The organism is Stenotrophomonas sp. YJH_SMC_65 (genome assembly GCF_059369475.1).
The window spans coordinates 549,176-564,957 of sequence record NZ_JCAFSR010000002.1; the positions used below are offsets into that span (position 1 = coordinate 549,176).

Sequence of the window (15,782 nt, forward strand, 5' to 3'; positions counted from 1 at the left end):
CGTTATGGCTGCCTTCAGCCAAGCGGTAGGGAACCCCAGATAACTCTCCGACCAGCCACCCGCAGGGCTGTTTGGATGCGCTTTTTTTTCCGCCATCGCCAACTCGCATCGAGGCTACCGAAAAATGACCCACCCACTCCGGATGTCCAAGCTTACCCTTGGTCTCGTGGCTGCACTTGCTGCCGCTCCCGCCTTCGCCCAGAGCACCTCCGCTGGTGTCGGTGGCCAGGTCGTGACCCGCGGCGGCCAGCCCGTCGCTGGTGCTGAAGTCACCATCACCCACACCGAGTCGGGCACGGTTTCGCGTGCTACCACCGATGCGGCCGGTCGCTACAACGCACGCGGCCTGCGCGTGGGTGGCCCGTACAGCATCACCATCACCAAGCCGGGTGAAGGCACCAAGACCGAAGATGGCGTCTACCTGGGCGTGAACCAGACCGGCACCATCAACGCGACGCTGACCGGCGATCTGGCCGGCGCGACCAATCTGGACACCGTGCAGGTCACCGCCGTCGGCGGCGGCTCGGAAGTGTTCAGCGCCACCAAGATGGGCTCGGGCACCAACATCAGCCAGCAGCAGATCGAAGTTGCGCCGTCCGTCGGCGGCAACATCCAGGATCTGATGCGCCTGGATCCGCGCGTCACCTTCATCGATCGCGCCTCGGGCTCGATCTCGGCCGGCGGCCAGAACCCGCGCTTCAACTCGATCAACATCGACGGCGTCTCGGCCAGCGACACCTTCGGCCTGGAAGGCAACAACATGCCGACCCGCCGCCAGCCGGTCGCGATGGAAGCCATCGAAGCGCTGGACATCAACCTGTCCAACTACGACGTCAGCATCGCTGCCGCCGCCGGTGCCACCGTCAACGCGGTGACCAAGTCGGGTACCAATGAATTCCACGGCTCGGTGTACGGCACCTACCGTGATGGCGACTGGTTCGGCGACAACCCGGAAGGCCAGCCGTTCAAGGGCTTCACCAAGGAAGAAACCTACGGCATGACCCTGGGCGGCCCGATCGTCAAGGACAAGCTGTTCTTCTTCGCCAACTACGAAAAGTTCAAGCAGGCCGCCCCGGGCGCCGACCTGAGCGGCACCGCGCTGGGCAAGGCCAACCCGCAGTTCACCCTGGCCGACGTGACCCGCGCGCAGCAGATCGCGCAGGGCTACGGCATCAACGCCGGTGGCCTGGAAAGCAACGGCGACACGGAGATGGAAGAGTACGCGCTGAAGCTGGACTGGAACATCAGCGAGAACCACCGTGCCAACATCCGCTACAGCAAGATCGACCAGAGCAAGCTGCGCATCAACGGCATGGCCACCAGTTCGGCCTCGCTGAGCTCGTACTGGTACCAGCATGACAAGACCAACGAGAGCTACGTCGCCCAGCTGTTCAGCGACTGGACCCCGAACTTCTCGACCGAATTGAAGGCGTCGTACCGCGAGTACTCGGCGATCCGCAACGTGTCCACCGACGCACCGAGCATCCGCATCTTCTTCGGCGGCAACGAGGCTGCACCGTCGGGTGACTCGCTGTACCTGGGTACCGAAGTCAACTCGCAGAACAACATCCTGGAAACCAAGGCGTGGAACTACTACGCCGCAGCTACCTGGACCCTGGGTGACCATGACGTCAAGTTCGGTGCGTCGTACGACACCAACGACATCTACAACTACTTCGGCGCCAACTCGTGGGGTGCCTACACCTTCTACGGCCTGGACAACTTCGCCGCTGGCCGCTGGAGCAGCTACAACTACAATCCGGAGCGCACCCCGGGCTCGATTCCGGCTGACTACAAGTACAGCAACCTGGCCCTGTTCGTGCAGGACACCTGGTATGTCAACAACAATCTGACCCTGACCCTGGGTGTGCGTGCCGACCGTGCCGACACCAGCCCGGCCCCGGCCTACAACGCTGCGGCGTCGACCTTCTTCGGTCGCGATAACAGCGAAGTGCTGAGCAACAAGTTCCTGATCCAGCCGCGCGTCGGTTTCAACTACACCTTCGACAGCGAGCGTCCGACGCAGCTGCGCGGCGGCGTGGGCCTGTTCCAGGGTGATGCGCCGCAGGTGTGGCTGAGCAACAGCTACTCGGCCACCGGCTTCAACAATTCGGTGTACGCCTACACTGCCTACGATCGCACGCTGCCGTTCAACCCGAACAAGGACAGCCAGCCGGTCCCGACCACCCCGGGCTCGAACCGTCAGAACGTCAACTTCGTCGGCAGCGACTTCAAGATGCCGTCGGTGTACAAGGCCAACCTGGCCTTCGATCATGAAACGCCGTGGTACGGCATCGTGGCTTCGGCAGAGCTGCTGGTCACCAAGGTCAAGGATGCCCTGTACTACAGGAACCTGAACCTGGGCCCGGTGCAGCAGCTGGGTCCGGACGGTCGTGAGCTCTATTACGCTGCGTCGCGCAACGGCAACCTGTGGACCAACAACGATGCCCGCTTCGGGCGGAACCGCGGCTACGACGCCGTCTACGAAATCGCCAACACCGACAAGGGCCGCACCTCGCAGTTCACCGTGTCGCTGAGCAAGCCGTGGTCGGACGCCAGTGACTGGTCCTGGAACATCGGTTACACCTACACCGACGCGACCGAAGTGGGCTCGCTGACCAGCTCCACCGCAAGCTCGGGTTGGAACTACCAGTACGCCTTCAACGCCAACAGCGAAACCGAGAACACCTCGCGCTACCAGATCCGTGACCGCCTGTCGGGCTCGCTGAACTGGAAGCACAAGTTCTTCGGCGACTACGAAACCAAGGTCGGTCTGGTGTATGAGGGCCGTAGCGGCCGTCCGTACAGCTACGTGTACTCGAACGATGCCAACGGCGACGGCCGCTCCGCGAATGACCTGTTCTACGTGCCGAACCCGGGCGAGGTTCTGTTCGGCAATCTGGCGGGCAGCACCTTCACCCCGGATGCGGAAATGGAGAAGTCGTTCTACGCATGGCTGGCCGCCAACCCGCAGCTGGCCAAGTACGCAGGTGGCTACGCTCCGGCGAACCAGTTCCGTACCGGCTGGATCAACACCTTCGATATCCGCATCAGCCAGCAGCTGCCGGGCTTCATGAAGGGTCACAAGTCGGAAGTGTGGCTGGACATCCAGAACGTCGGCAACATGCTCAACAAGAAGTGGGGCAACATCTACGACTACGGCTTCTTCGCCGATGCGCGTGTGGCTACCCTGCAGGGCATGAAGGACGGCAAGTACGTCTACAACTTCCGCGGTGCTGACCTGCCGACGGTGGCCAACAACGACGCAGACGGCTTCGACGTCGGTGTCTCGCAGTGGTCGCTGCAGCTGGGCTTCCGCTACCAGTTCTGATGCACTGACGTAGCGCTGCTGTAAACGGAAACGGCCGGGGAAACCCGGCCGTTTCCCGTTCAGGCGAAAGTCCTTGCGGGGCGCTGGGCAACGGCGTAGCATCTGGAAATGTGCGCGGCGTCAACGCCGCCCAGGCGGTCCCGGACAGGCGAACGCGGGCAGCACACATCCAACGGTCGGGCTTCCCGGCCGTTTTGCTTTTTAAGGGGGCGGCAGTACAGTCGGAAACCTTGAAGGAAGCGAAAAATTGGATATGACCACGAACGAAAAATCAGCCCGTGCACTGCCGGTGCAGGATGCGCGGATCTACCCGCGCGGTGGGCTGGATGTGCTGTCGCGCGCCGAGGTCGCACGCCTGCGCGATGCCTCCGCCGGCGGCATGCATGAGCTGCTGCGCCGCTGCGCGCTGGCTGTGCTGACCAGCGGCAGCGCTTCGGACGATCCGCGCGCGGCGCGCGACCTCTACCCTGATTTCGACATCCAGGTGGCGCAGCAGGATCGCGGCGTGCGCATCGACCTGGTCAACGCACCGGCGATGGCCTTCGTCGACGGCGAGATCATCCGCGGTGTCGCCGAACTGCTGTTCGCCGTCGTGCGCGACCTGGCCTACATGGCCATCGAGATGGGCCCGGCCTACGCGGCCGAGCTGGAGTCGTCCGAGGGCATCACCAACGCGGTGTTCGGCCTGCTGCGCAATGCGCGCATCCTCAACCCGGGCGATCCGAACCTGGTGGTGTGCTGGGGCGGCCATTCGATCTCGCGCGACGAGTACCTGTACACCAAGCAGGTGGGTTACGAGCTGGGCCTGCGCGGCCTGGACATCTGCACCGGCTGCGGTCCGGGCGCGATGAAGGGCCCGATGAAGGGTGCGACCATTGCCCATGCCAAGCAGCGCCGCACCGTCACGCGCTACATCGGCCTCACCGAGCCGGGCATCATCGCGGCCGAGTCGCCGAACCCGATCGTCAACCACCTGGTGATCATGCCGGACATCGAGAAGCGCCTTGAGGCCTTCGTCCGCATCGGCCACGGCATCATCGTGTTCGCCGGTGGCGTCGGCACTGCCGAAGAGATCCTGTACCTGCTCGGCATCCTGCTGCGCGAGGAGAACAGGGACCTGCCGTTCCCGCTGATCCTTACAGGCCCGACCGTGGCGGCGCCGTACTTCGAGCAGATCGACCGCTTCATCCGCCTGACCCTGGGTGATGAGGCTGCCGAGCGCTACGAGATCATCATCGGTGACCCGGTCGCGGTGGCCAAGAAGATGGCCAACGGCATCAAGCGCGTGCGCGAGCACCGCCTGGCGCAGAAGGACTCGTTCTTCTTCAACTGGTCGATCGAGATCCCGTGGGAGTACCAGCAGCCGTTCGTGCCGACCCACGAGGCGATGGCCGCGCTGGACCTGCACCACGGGCGTGCGCCGCACGCGCTGGCGGCCGACCTGCGCCGGGCGTTCTCGGGCATCGTCGCCGGCAACGTGAAGGAGGACGGCATGCGCCGCATCGAGCAGTTCGGGCCGTTCCAGATCCACGGGGACCCGGACATGATGCAGGCGCTGGATGCGCTGCTGCGCGCCTTCGTCGAGCAGCGCCGGATGAAGATCTCCGGCGAATACCAGCCCTGCTACCAGGTGCTGGCCTGAACCCGGGCCGGCGCGATGGGGATCGCGCCGGCACTGGCAGGGGAGGGCGGGTCGTCAAGCCTTTGACGCCCGTCGCCCCGGATTGACCGTTCATCCTGCCGCCGCTTGCCGGTGGCGGGGCGATGGCCCATCGTGGCCACCAACACGCTGGGGAGCGTCCAATGTCTTTGCGCCGGCAAAACGGTTTCACGCTGGTTGAACTGATGGTCACGCTGGCCGTCTTCGTGATCCTGGCGTCGATCGCCTATCCGAGCTTCCGCGGGATGATCCGCTCGAACCGGCTGGCGACCGCCAACAATGAACTGATCGCGCTGGCCAACCTGGCCCGCAGCGAAGGCATCCGCAACAGCAACGGTGGCGGTGTCTGTGGCAGCGCCGATGGCAAGGCCTGTGATGGCGACTGGTCCAAGGGTGTACTGGCCTGGTCGGACCTGGATGGCGACGGCCAGATGGGCAGCAATGACGTCGCGCTGCGCTTTTCTCAGGGCAATCCGCAGCTGAGCGTAGTCGGCCCACCGGGCGCGGTTATCGCCTTCGACGGGCGCGGCCGGCGCAGGGCGGTCGCTGATCAGACCCTGGTGCTGTCGCCGGATGCGTGCAAGGCCGGTGAATCGAAAAGCACGTTGACGATCAACCAATCCGGCCAGGTCCGGGTGACCAAGGGAGCCTGCTCATGAGCCGCCGCAACCTGGCCCGCCCGCGCTCGTCGCAGGGTGGCTTCAGCCTGATCGAAGTGATGGTGGCGGTGCTGATCCTGGCGTTCGGGCTGCTGGGCTTTGCCTTGCTGCAGACCACCAACGTCCGCTTCGTGCAGAGCGCAAACTACCGCACCCAGGCGACCAACCTGGCCAACGACCTGATCGAACTGATGCGCGCCCAGCGCACCGATACCCTGGCCGGTGGCGCCTACTCCTCGGCCTCGTTCTCGGCCGGCTCGGTGAAGCCCAGCGGCGTCTGCGCCTGGCCGACCGGCGCTGCCGTGACGCCGAAGACGAACGTGGCGCGCTGGCAGTGCGAGGTCGCGCGCACGCTGGGCGAGAAGGCCAGCGCGCAGGTGACCTTCGTGCAGAGCACCGGCCAGGTCACCGTGGCCATCAGCTGGGGTGACCAGCGCTGGGATCCGAAGGATCCCGACAGCCTTACCACGTTCGGCCTGACGACCTTCCTGTGAACGCGCCCATGAGTCCAATTTCGCGAGCCCGAGGCCTGTCGCTGATCGAACTGATGATTGCCATGGTCATCGGCCTGGTCCTGATGCTGGGCGTCACCCAGATCTTCATCGCCTCGCGTGCGGCGTCGCGGCTGTCCGAAGGCGCGGCCCGTACCCAGGAGAACGCGCGCTTCGCGCTGGATTTCCTGCAGCGTGACCTGCGCATGGCCGGCCACTTCGGCTGCGTCAACGACCAGGCCCACGTGGTCAAGAACACCGGCGATATCGGCTATCACCTGGGCATCAGCTCGGGCAGTGGCGACCCGCAGGATTTCTCGGTTCCGGTGCAGGGGTATGAGGCAGCAGGTACGGCGCCGGGCGCCACGCTGACGCTGGGCCGTGCGTGGAGCGCGGCGCAGTCGGTACCGAAGAGCATCACCAACCTCAAGCCGGCGCCGTTGCCTGGCAGCGACATCCTTGTGCTGCGCCTGATGAGTCCGGAAGGGGCCGTGGTGACCGGCATCTCCGTGGCCGCGGGTGCGACCACGCTGACCGTCTCCAGTGATGGCATGGCCCGACTGAAGGCCAACGCCGCAGGTACGCCGACGGTCTTCGGCATAGCCGACTGCACCCGTGCCGACGTCTTCCCCGCCACCATCAGCGGTTCGACCTTGAAGGTGGACAAGGTCGACCTGAGCAACTATTCGATCAACAACGCGATGACCATGCTGTATCGCGCCGATGGCATGGCGTACTACATCGCGACCAATCCCAATGGCGAGCCGGCGCTTTACCGGGCACGCGCGAATGGCGCCGGCGGCTACGCCGATGGCGAGGAGCTGGTGGAAGGCATCGAGAACATGCAGTTCCTGTACGGACTGGATGCCACCCCGGATATCGCCCTGCCCACGCCGCCGACCGGTCGCATCGTCGACCAGCGCGTGGCCAGTGCGGTCAGTACCGGTACCGATGCCACCGCCGCAGGGCAGTGGCGCCGCGTCGGCATGGTGCAGGTCGGCCTGCTGGCGCGCAGTCCGCAGCGTGCGTCGGCCGAAGCGCCGGGCAGTGCGGCCACGTATCCGGCCATCCTCGGGGTGGGCTTTGCCCCGGCCGATCCTTACGACCAGCGCCATCGTGGCGCCTATGAAGCGTCCGTTGCGCTGCGCAACCGCTTGTTCGGGAACTGACGACCATGCGCACTCATCCTTCCTCCCGACGCCGTCCCTTCGTTGCCCAGGCACGACAGCAGGGTGCCGTTCTCTATGTCGCGCTGATCATGCTGGTGCTGCTGGCCCTGCTGGGCGTGATCGGCATGCAGGTGGCCGGCATGCAGGAACGCATGGCGGCCGGCTACCGGGCGACCAACATGGCGCTCCAGAACGCGGAAGGCGCGGCACGCAGCGCCGAGAACGCCGTGGAGAACATCGCCAACCGCAAGGATGCCGGCGCCAATCCGGCCGTGGCCTCCTCCGACATCAACCAGCAGTGCGATGACGGCTTCGACCCCTCGGCCTGGGTCGCGAAAACCAAGCTGGGCAGCAAGCCGGCCATCTATGTCCGTGAGATCCAGGGCTGCATCCAGGGGGAGGGTGCGCTGGACATGGGCAAGTCGGTGGAGAAGCCGACGCCGGTCTACCAGATCACGACCTATGCCGGTGATACCACCAGTGATGCGACGTCGCGTGCGGCGATCGATACCGTATTCAAGCTGTGAGGGTGGGGAGCCCATGAACACTCGCAACCGCAGGATCCTGGCAGGCGTTGGCCTTGCCGTCTTGGCCGCTGGCGGCTATCTGGCGCATACCTTGTTTGCCGCACAGGCGCAGGGCGTGCTGGCACAGGAGCCGATGAACGTGCAGACGCGCGCGACACCGGCGTTCATCATGGCGGTGGACGATTCGGGTTCGATGAACTTCGAACGCATGTTCCCCGGTGGTGACGGCCGCATGCGCTGGAACAGCAACACCAACAGCTTCTTCAACAACGATGGAAGCTTCTTCAGCGTGGGCTCGGCGTGCGCCAGCAACTCGGTGGACTGTTACCTCTACCTGTATCCGCACGCGGAGTTCAACAAGGAATACTCGCCAGGCCGCGCCATTCCGCCGCTGGATATCTACGGCTTCGCGCGTTCGCATGTCTACAACGCCAGTTACTTCAACCCGGCAGTGACCTATCGGCCGTGGACCAATGCCGATGGCACGCTGTGGGCAGATGCCTCCATCACCCAGACCCGCGCCGATCCCCGGTCCGGCCAGCGCGGCTACAACGCCGTGTACAACATGACCGTCAATCGGGCCGACACGTCGGAAAAGTTCCAGTTCGTCAACGGTATGCGGATTCCCGACCTTTCCGGTACCGGCAATGAATACTATGTCGACAGCTGGTGGGATGGTGGATGGAAGACCGCCGCGATCAGCAACACCGGCAATACCACATACTCCATCAGTTATTTTCCGGCGACCTTCTACTTGCCGGCTGCAGCGCCTGCACCGGACGGATACAAGACCGACGACGCCAGTCGCCCGGTGATTACCGGTGCCTGTGGTCCGGGCTGCAACCTGCGTCGCTACCAGATCAAGCCGGGCAATTACTCGAGTCCGGCCGCCTACAACGCCGCGATCCAGAATTTCGCCAACTGGTTCCAGTATCACCGCAACCGCGTGCTGGCCATCGTCGGTTCGTCGACCGCCGCCCTGGTGAGCGTGGATACGATGCGGGTGGGCTACTTCACCATCAACAAGCTCAGCAACGCGACCATGTATGACATGGTCACCAACCGAGCTGACCTCTACAAGCAGATTTATGCGCTGACGGCCAACGGCGGCACGCCCAACCGTCGCGCGGTGGAGTATCTGGTCGACCAGTTCCGTCGTACCGACGCCGATGCCCCCGTGCAGCTGGCCTGCCAGCGTAATGGCGGCATGCTGTTCACCGATGGCTACACCAACTCCGGCAATGCACCGAGCGCGTCCTTCGGTGACGCCGACTCGGTGAACTCGACCCACCTGCCGTCCATTCCGTTCTCCGACGGCTACAGCAATACCATCGCCGACATCGCCGCGGCGGCTTATGCAGGCGCCCGGACCCCCCTGCGCACCGGGACCAGCTTCCCGGCGGGGCAGGTGCCGGTCAGTGACAAGTGCAGCTCCCTGGACAAGAGCAGCCCGGACTGGAAGCGCCTGGACTGCCAGACCGACCTGCACATGAACTTCTACGGCGTGACCCTGGGCGCGCAGGGCAAGATCTACGGCGTCAACCAGGCCGCAACCGCCGATCCGTACAAGACGGCGCCGAACTGGGCCGGCAATGGCAATCCGCTGGACGTCGATGACGGTACCGTCATCGATGAGCTGTGGCATGCGGCCGTCAACAGCCGTGGCGAATTCATCAACGCGCAGACCCCGGCGGACGTCACCGAGGCCATGCGTCGGGTGCTGTCCTCGATCAGTGGTGGTGCGTCGCCTTCAGGCACGATCGGTATCAGTGGTGCGCGCATCGGCACCGGCTCACTGGCGGTCACCCCACGCTATGACATCACCAACAGCGGCACCGACTGGTCGAGCAAGCTGACTGCGGCCAGCGTCAAGGTCAACGCCGACCAGGTCGCGGAGCTCACCGAGGTGTGGGAAGCCTCCAGCCGCCTGACGTCGTCCGGCCGCCGGATCGTGGCCAACAAGCTGGGTTCGCCGGTGGACTTCAACAGTGCCCGTATCAGCCTGCAGGATCTGTGCAGCAAACCCGACGGCAAGTACGCGTCGATGCTGGTCTGCTCCACCGACAAGCTGACGACGATCAAGGCCGATCTGGCCAGTGCCATCAACTATCTCAGTGCCGACAGCTCCACCGAGGTCCGCAACGGCGGCAAGTATCGTGACCGGACCACGCCGCTGGGTGACATCGTCAATTCGGCGCCGGTGGTCAGCTCGCCGCTGGACGACTACGGGTACCGCCAGCTCGGCGGCACCTACGCCAAGAGCTACACCGACTACCTGGCGACCAAGGCCAAGTCCCAGCGGTACATGGTCTATGTCGGTGCCAATGACGGCATGCTGCACGCCTTCGATGGCGGCATGAAGGCCGATGCCAAGCAGGACGGCACCGGCGGCACGGAGAGCTTTGCCTACATCCCGGCCACCGCGCTGGGGCACATGGCCAACCTGCTGTTCCCCTACAAGTCCGATACGGCCGACCAGACCTTCCGCCACCGCTATTACGTCGATGGCCCGATTGCCGTGGCCGATACCTACAACGGCACCGCGTGGCAGACCAGCCTGGTGGGCACCACGGGTGCAGGTGGCCGTTCGGTGTTCGCGCTGGACGTCACCACGCCGGGCAGCTTCGGCACCGGCAACGTGCTGTGGGAAATCAGCGACATCAACGCGTCGCTGAGGGACGAGGTGCGCAACAACATCGGATTCGTGCTGGGCAAGCCGGTGATCGTGCCGGTGAAGAGCGGCACCGGCGTCGCCTGGAAGGCGATCTTCGGCAATGGGTACGGCAGCGCCAATGGCAAGGCGGTGCTGTTCGTGGTCGACATGGCCAGTGGCGACATCCGGATGATCGAAGCCGTCGAGGGTACGTCAGGCGCCGGCATCTCCGGGAGTAACGGACTGGGCAATGTTGTGGTTGTCGATCGCTGGACCGGTACCAACCAGGATGCGCGCGGCCGTGATGGACTGGCCGACACCGTCTATGCCGCCGATCAGCGTGGCGCCGTGTGGAAGTTCGACCTGACCAGCAGTGCGAACACCACGCTGACCGTGCCGATGTTCACCAGCCAGGTTGCCCAGGACTCCTCCACCAAGACCTACCGCCAGCCGATCACCGGTGGCATGACTGCTGCCACCGGTCCTTCGGGCGGCGTGATGCTCTATTTCGGCACCGGCAGCTTCTCCTTCACCAGCGACAAGGATGACAAGGCGCAGCAGGCGCTGTACGCCGTGAACGATCTGTCGGGGAAGACGGTGACCTCGACGGTGACCGCTGCCAACCTGGTCCCGTACACGGCCGCGGCCGCCACTGCAGGCGTTGATGAACGCAAGATCACGGCGGGGACGGCCCCGGCAAATGCCCGGGGCTGGATGATCCAGCTGCCTGCCGGCAATGGCGAGCGTGCGGTGGGCAACCCGATCCTGGTCAGTGGCATCGTCTTCATGCCGACCTACGTGCCCAACATGCAGTCGGTAGGCTGTTCGACCAGCGGTTCGAACTGGCTGTTCGGGCTGTCGTCGATCAGCGGCTTGCCGATGTTGGAGAACGTGCGCTATGGCTCGCCGACCGGCAGCCGGCCCGGGGCAGCGACCGCCGCCATCGCGTTGAAGACCGGAGGAACTGCGCCGGTCCGTGACGTTTCGCTGTCGGTGCTGCCGCGTCCGACGGACAACAAGGCGCCGCCCGGAGGCAGCTCCTGCTGGATGGCCGTCGGCGCGGCGGGCAGCCAGTCGCTGTATCTGCCTTACCCTTGCGGTCGCCAGTCCTGGCGCCAGCTCCAGTAACCCCAGTGCGAGGATCCACGCTCATGCTGCACACTCACATGCCTCGCCGCGCGGCTGGCTTTACGCTGATCGAATTGATGATCGTGGTGATCGTCATCGGCATCCTGGCGGCGATCGCCATTCCGTCCTATCAGGAATACGTGCGCCGATCGCATCGTGCCGTGGTGAAGGCGGACCTAGCTGAGTACGCACAGCGCGCCGAGCGCTACCACACCAGCAACAACTCCTACACCGGCTACGCGCTGCCGACCAAGGTGTCGCCCCGTGATGGCGGTACCGTGCGCTACAACCTGGACTACAAGGGGGATGGCACCAGCTTCACCATCACCGCCACCCCGCAGGGCACGCAGGCCAAGGACAGCTGCGGCACGATGAGCGTGGACCAGGCCAACCGCAAGACGGCCGACGGTGGCGTTGCCAGCTGCTGGTGAAACAGGTGTTGATCTTCCTGTAATCGACCAGTACAATGCGCCTCCCCGCCCGAATAGCTCAGCCGGTTAGAGCACTTGACTGTTAATCAGGGGGTCGTTGGTTCGAGTCCAACTTCGGGCGCCAGATACTGCAAAAGCCGCGAGAAATCGCGGCTTTTGCTTTTTCTGCGCAAGCATTCAGCAGGGTGTATCGCGGTTCACGCGCTCACTTCGCACGCGGCCGCCATTGTTGACGATCAACGCACCGTGCAGCCGGTTGCCCGCGCAGATGCGCAGGGTCAGGTTGGCCCCTGGGCTGCGTCCGTCTGCCTGGAAGAACAGCTGGGGTCGCCCGCTGCTGGCCTGGGCAAGGATCGATATGTCCGAGCACCCGGTGTGATGGTTCAGGATCGCCTCCGGCGACGTTGGCTCCCCGCGCTGGTCGCCACTGCGGTAGATGATCCAGCCGGCGCTCCAGTCGTCGCTGCAGTGCAGGCCGTCGATACTGGCGCAGAGGCCGATCAGCTCGCGTCTGCGCAATGCCTCGCTGCGCGCGCCGGCCAGGCTGGCGTGCAGGGTCAGTTGTAGTGCATCGGCGCGTTGCCGCAGCAGCAAAGGCTGCAGCGCCGGCCAGGACGCCGCCAGCAGCAGCGCCAGCACGGCGATGACCACCAGCAGTTCGGTCAGGTGCACGCCCCGCGCAGAGCGGGGGCCGAGGGGGCAGGGGGCATTGGTCGGGTGCATGCATCCAGCCTCCGCGCCCGGCTGCGCGGCCGCCATCGGGAATCCCCGTGGCGGGCTGCCCGGCCACCCCTCAGCCAGCCGTCACCCCTAGCCCCGTATACTCATCCTTCCCGGGAACTGGCAACACCATGAGCGACAGTTTTGAACTTGTCTCGCCGTATTCGCCGGCGGGCGACCAGCCCGATGCCATCGCGAAGCTGACCAGCAACTTCGAGGCCGGCATCGCCAAGCAGACCCTGCTGGGCGTGACCGGCTCGGGCAAGACCTACACCATCGCCAACGTCATCCAGAACATTCAGAAGCCGACGCTGATCATGGCGCCGAACAAGACGCTGGCGGCGCAGCTGTATGGCGAATTCAAGGCGTTCTTCCCGCACAACGCGGTGGAGTATTTCGTCAGCTATTACGACTACTACCAGCCGGAAGCCTACGTGCCGTCGTCGGACACCTTCATCGAGAAGGACAGTTCGATCAATGAACATATCGAGCAGATGCGGCTGGCCGCGACCAAGACCCTGCTGTCGCGCCCGGACGCGATCGTGGTGGCGACGGTGTCGGCGATCTATGGCCTGGGCGCGCCGGAAGACTACCTGTCGCTGCGCCTGATCCTGTCCAAGGGCGAGCGCATCGACCAGCGCGACCTGATCAACCACCTGACCCAGCTGCAGTACACGCGCAATGAGTACGAACTGCAGCGCGGCACCTTCCGCGTGCGCGGCGAAGTGATCGACGTGTTCCCGGCCGAGTCGGACAGTGAAGCGCTGCGCCTCGAGCTGTTCGATGGCGAGGTCGAGAAGATCACCCTGTTCGATCCGCTGACCGGCGAGACGCTGCGCAACATGCAGCGCTTCACCGTGTATCCGAAGACCCACTATGCGACCACGCGCGAACGCGTGCTGGCGGCGATCGAGACGATCAAGGTGGAGCTGAAGGAGCGGCTGGAGCAGCTGTACGCGCAGAACAAGCTGGTGGAGGCGCAGCGTTTGGCGCAGCGCACCCAGTTCGACCTGGAGATGATGGCCGAGGTCGGTTACTGCAACGGCATCGAGAACTACTCCCGGCACCTGACCGGCAAGGCCGCCGGCGAGCCGCCGCCGACCCTGTTCGACTACCTGCCGGCCGATGCGCTGCTGGTCATCGACGAATCGCATGTGACCATTCCGCAGATCGGCGCCATGTTCAAGGGCGATCGCTCGCGCAAGGAAACCCTGGTCGAGTTCGGCTTCCGCCTGCCGTCCGCGCTGGACAATCGTCCGCTGCGTTTCGAGGAATGGGAGGAGCGTTGCCCGCGCAGCATCTACGTGTCGGCCACGCCGGGTCCGTATGAATACCGCGAGGCCGGAGACGAGATCACCGAACTGGTGGTGCGCCCGACCGGCCTGATCGACCCGGTGGTGGAGATCCGGCCGGTGGGTACCCAGGTCGACGACCTGATGAGCGAGGCCAACGCGCGCATCAAGGCGGGCGACCGCGTGCTGGTCACCACGCTGACCAAGCGCATGGCTGAAAACCTCACTGAATACCTCACCGAGCATGGCATCCGCGTGCGTTACCTGCACTCGGACGTGGACACGGTCGAGCGTGTGGAGATCATCCGCGACCTGCGCCTGGGCAAGTTCGACGTTCTGGTCGGCATCAACCTGCTGCGCGAAGGCCTGGACATGCCCGAGGTATCGCTGGTGGCGATCCTCGATGCCGACAAGGAGGGTTTCCTGCGCTCCACCGGCTCGCTGATCCAGACCATCGGCCGCGCCGCCCGCAACGTGCGCGGCAAGGCGATCCTGTATGCCGACCGGATCACCCGTTCGATGCAGGCGGCGATCGATGAAACCGACCGCCGCCGCGCCAAGCAGGTCGAGTACAACGAAGAACATGGCATCGTGCCGCGTTCGGTGGCGCGCCCGATCGTCGACGTCCTCGAGGGCGCGCGTTCGGATGCCGCGGAGAAGGAAGCCAAGAAGGGCAAGGGCAAGGGCCGGGCGGGCGTGGCCGAAGAGGCGACCGACTATCGTTCGCTGTCGCCGGCGCAGCTGGCTGTCCGTCTCAAGGCGCTGGAACAGCAGATGTACCAGCACGCCAAGGATCTGGAATTCGAGGATGCCGCGCGCGTGCGTGACCAGATCCGCCAGCTGAAGGAAGCCAGCCTGGGCTGAACGCGGCAGTGCAGCATCATCTTCACAAAAGTGTTGCGCTTCCCTGCCGGCATCCGTAATATACGCGGCCTGCACCGACGCAATCGCGGAAATGCAGAAGCAAAACGGGCGGTTAGCTCAGCGGTAGAGCACTACCTTGACATGGTAGGGGTCACAGGTTCGAACCCTGTACCGCCCACCACGAAGTCCTCGCAAAAGGGCTCTCGTGAACTGCAAAGCCCGGCCCTGGCGCCGGGTTTTTACGTAACAAGGCCAGCCTTCGGGCGGCAAGAACAAGATGGGCGGTTAGCTCAGCGGTAGAGCACTACCTTGACATGGTAGGGGTCACAGGTTCGAACCCTGTACCGCCCACCACCTGTTCCCGGCGTTGCCGGTGAAGCGGTGGAAACGATGAAAGCCGGCCCTGGGGCCGGCTTTTTTTCTTTCCAGGGGCAGGACCCCGGCGTTCCCGCGAAGCCACATTCCTGCAGGTTCAGTGGCGTGAAATCAGTGGGTGATGGTGATCGAACGCTGGATCCGCCAGTGGCCATCGACGCGTTCCCACAGCTGCGCTACACCTGCCCGGGCCAGCGCAGCATTCGGGCTGCCGCCATGGTCGCCTGCCAGTTGCTGGCTGCCCAGGCGCAGCACGCGGTCCTGGCGCAGGCGATAGAGCTGCAGGGGCAGCGCTTCATGCGTGTCCTGCGGTCCTTCGGTGCGCAGGATCTGGCTGCGTAGGGCATCCTCGGTGGGCCCGCTGCCGTCGCCGAACAGGCTGGAGAACAGCAGGACCAGGGCAAGCATCGGCATGGCACGGTGCTCCAGCGGGAAAGTGCGTGCAGGCTGGCATGGCCGGCCGGGCACCGCAGCCGGCCTGC

At 64.8% G+C, this 15,782-nt stretch carries 11 protein-coding genes and 3 tRNA genes; 12 read left to right on the forward strand and 2 right to left on the reverse strand.

Annotated elements, in window-relative coordinates; genetic code table 11:
• Positions 1-124 precede the first annotated feature (124 nt).
• The 9 genes from AC5P7A_RS05560 to AC5P7A_RS05600 all read left to right on the forward strand — a co-directional run bounded on the left by AC5P7A_RS05560 (position 125) and on the right by AC5P7A_RS05600 (position 12,173).
• Entirely contained in the window at positions 125-3,331 is a 3,207-nt protein-coding gene (locus AC5P7A_RS05560) for a TonB-dependent receptor (protein ID WP_229653743.1), read from the forward strand.
• A gap of 253 nt (positions 3,332-3,584) precedes the next feature.
• On the forward strand, positions 3,585-4,973 hold the full coding sequence (gene ppnN / locus AC5P7A_RS05565; RefSeq protein WP_075075696.1) for a nucleotide 5'-monophosphate nucleosidase PpnN: 1,389 nt from the start codon (positions 3,585-3,587) through the stop codon (positions 4,971-4,973).
• A gap of 161 nt (positions 4,974-5,134) precedes the next feature.
• Positions 5,135-5,650: a pilus assembly FimT family protein gene (locus AC5P7A_RS05570; RefSeq protein ID WP_041863227.1), complete on the forward strand. Its 516-nt coding sequence runs from the start codon at positions 5,135-5,137 to the stop codon at positions 5,648-5,650.
• Positions 5,647-6,144: a type IV pilus modification protein PilV gene (gene pilV, locus AC5P7A_RS05575; protein ID WP_046429810.1), complete on the forward strand. Its 498-nt coding sequence runs from the start codon at positions 5,647-5,649 to the stop codon at positions 6,142-6,144. Before AC5P7A_RS05570 ends, pilV begins: the two co-directional genes overlap by 4 nt.
• A gap of 8 nt (positions 6,145-6,152) precedes the next feature.
• Positions 6,153-7,310, forward strand: coding sequence for a PilW family protein (locus tag AC5P7A_RS05580; protein WP_046429811.1), 1,158 nt, complete (start codon positions 6,153-6,155; stop codon positions 7,308-7,310).
• 5 nt (positions 7,311-7,315) lie between these two features.
• A complete protein-coding gene (locus tag AC5P7A_RS05585; protein ID WP_046429812.1) occupies positions 7,316-7,837 on the forward strand; it encodes a pilus assembly PilX family protein in 522 nt (173 codons plus the stop codon).
• A 13-nt stretch (positions 7,838-7,850) separates the two neighbouring features.
• A complete protein-coding gene (locus AC5P7A_RS05590) occupies positions 7,851-11,618 on the forward strand; it encodes a pilus assembly protein (protein WP_049407951.1) in 3,768 nt (1,255 codons plus the stop codon).
• Positions 11,619-11,641: 23 nt separating this feature from the next.
• Complete coding sequence (locus AC5P7A_RS05595) at positions 11,642-12,049, forward strand: type IV pilin protein (RefSeq protein WP_014646597.1); 408 nt, start codon at positions 11,642-11,644, stop codon at positions 12,047-12,049.
• Positions 12,050-12,096: 47 nt separating this feature from the next.
• Positions 12,097-12,173 (forward strand) — tRNA-Asn (locus AC5P7A_RS05600).
• A gap of 53 nt (positions 12,174-12,226) precedes the next feature.
• Here the strand turns inward: AC5P7A_RS05600 and AC5P7A_RS05605 are convergent.
• Entirely contained in the window at positions 12,227-12,772 is a 546-nt protein-coding gene (locus AC5P7A_RS05605; RefSeq protein ID WP_495219941.1) for a GspH/FimT family protein, read from the reverse strand.
• A gap of 128 nt (positions 12,773-12,900) precedes the next feature.
• Here AC5P7A_RS05605 and uvrB point away from each other — a divergent pair, with 128 nt between their 5' ends.
• From uvrB to AC5P7A_RS05620, 3 genes are all read left to right on the forward strand, one after another.
• Positions 12,901-14,925, forward strand: coding sequence for an excinuclease ABC subunit UvrB (uvrB, locus tag AC5P7A_RS05610; protein ID WP_014646599.1), 2,025 nt, complete (start codon positions 12,901-12,903; stop codon positions 14,923-14,925).
• A 106-nt stretch (positions 14,926-15,031) separates the two neighbouring features.
• Positions 15,032-15,106: transfer RNA gene (locus AC5P7A_RS05615), tRNA-Val, on the forward strand.
• A 98-nt stretch (positions 15,107-15,204) separates the two neighbouring features.
• A tRNA-Val gene (locus tag AC5P7A_RS05620) sits at positions 15,205-15,279 on the forward strand.
• 132 nt (positions 15,280-15,411) lie between these two features.
• On the opposite strand, the gene AC5P7A_RS05625 is transcribed toward AC5P7A_RS05620, so the two are convergent.
• Complete coding sequence (locus AC5P7A_RS05625) at positions 15,412-15,714, reverse strand: hypothetical protein (protein WP_049442248.1); 303 nt, start codon at positions 15,712-15,714, stop codon at positions 15,412-15,414.
• Positions 15,715-15,782: the final 68 nt, after the last annotated feature.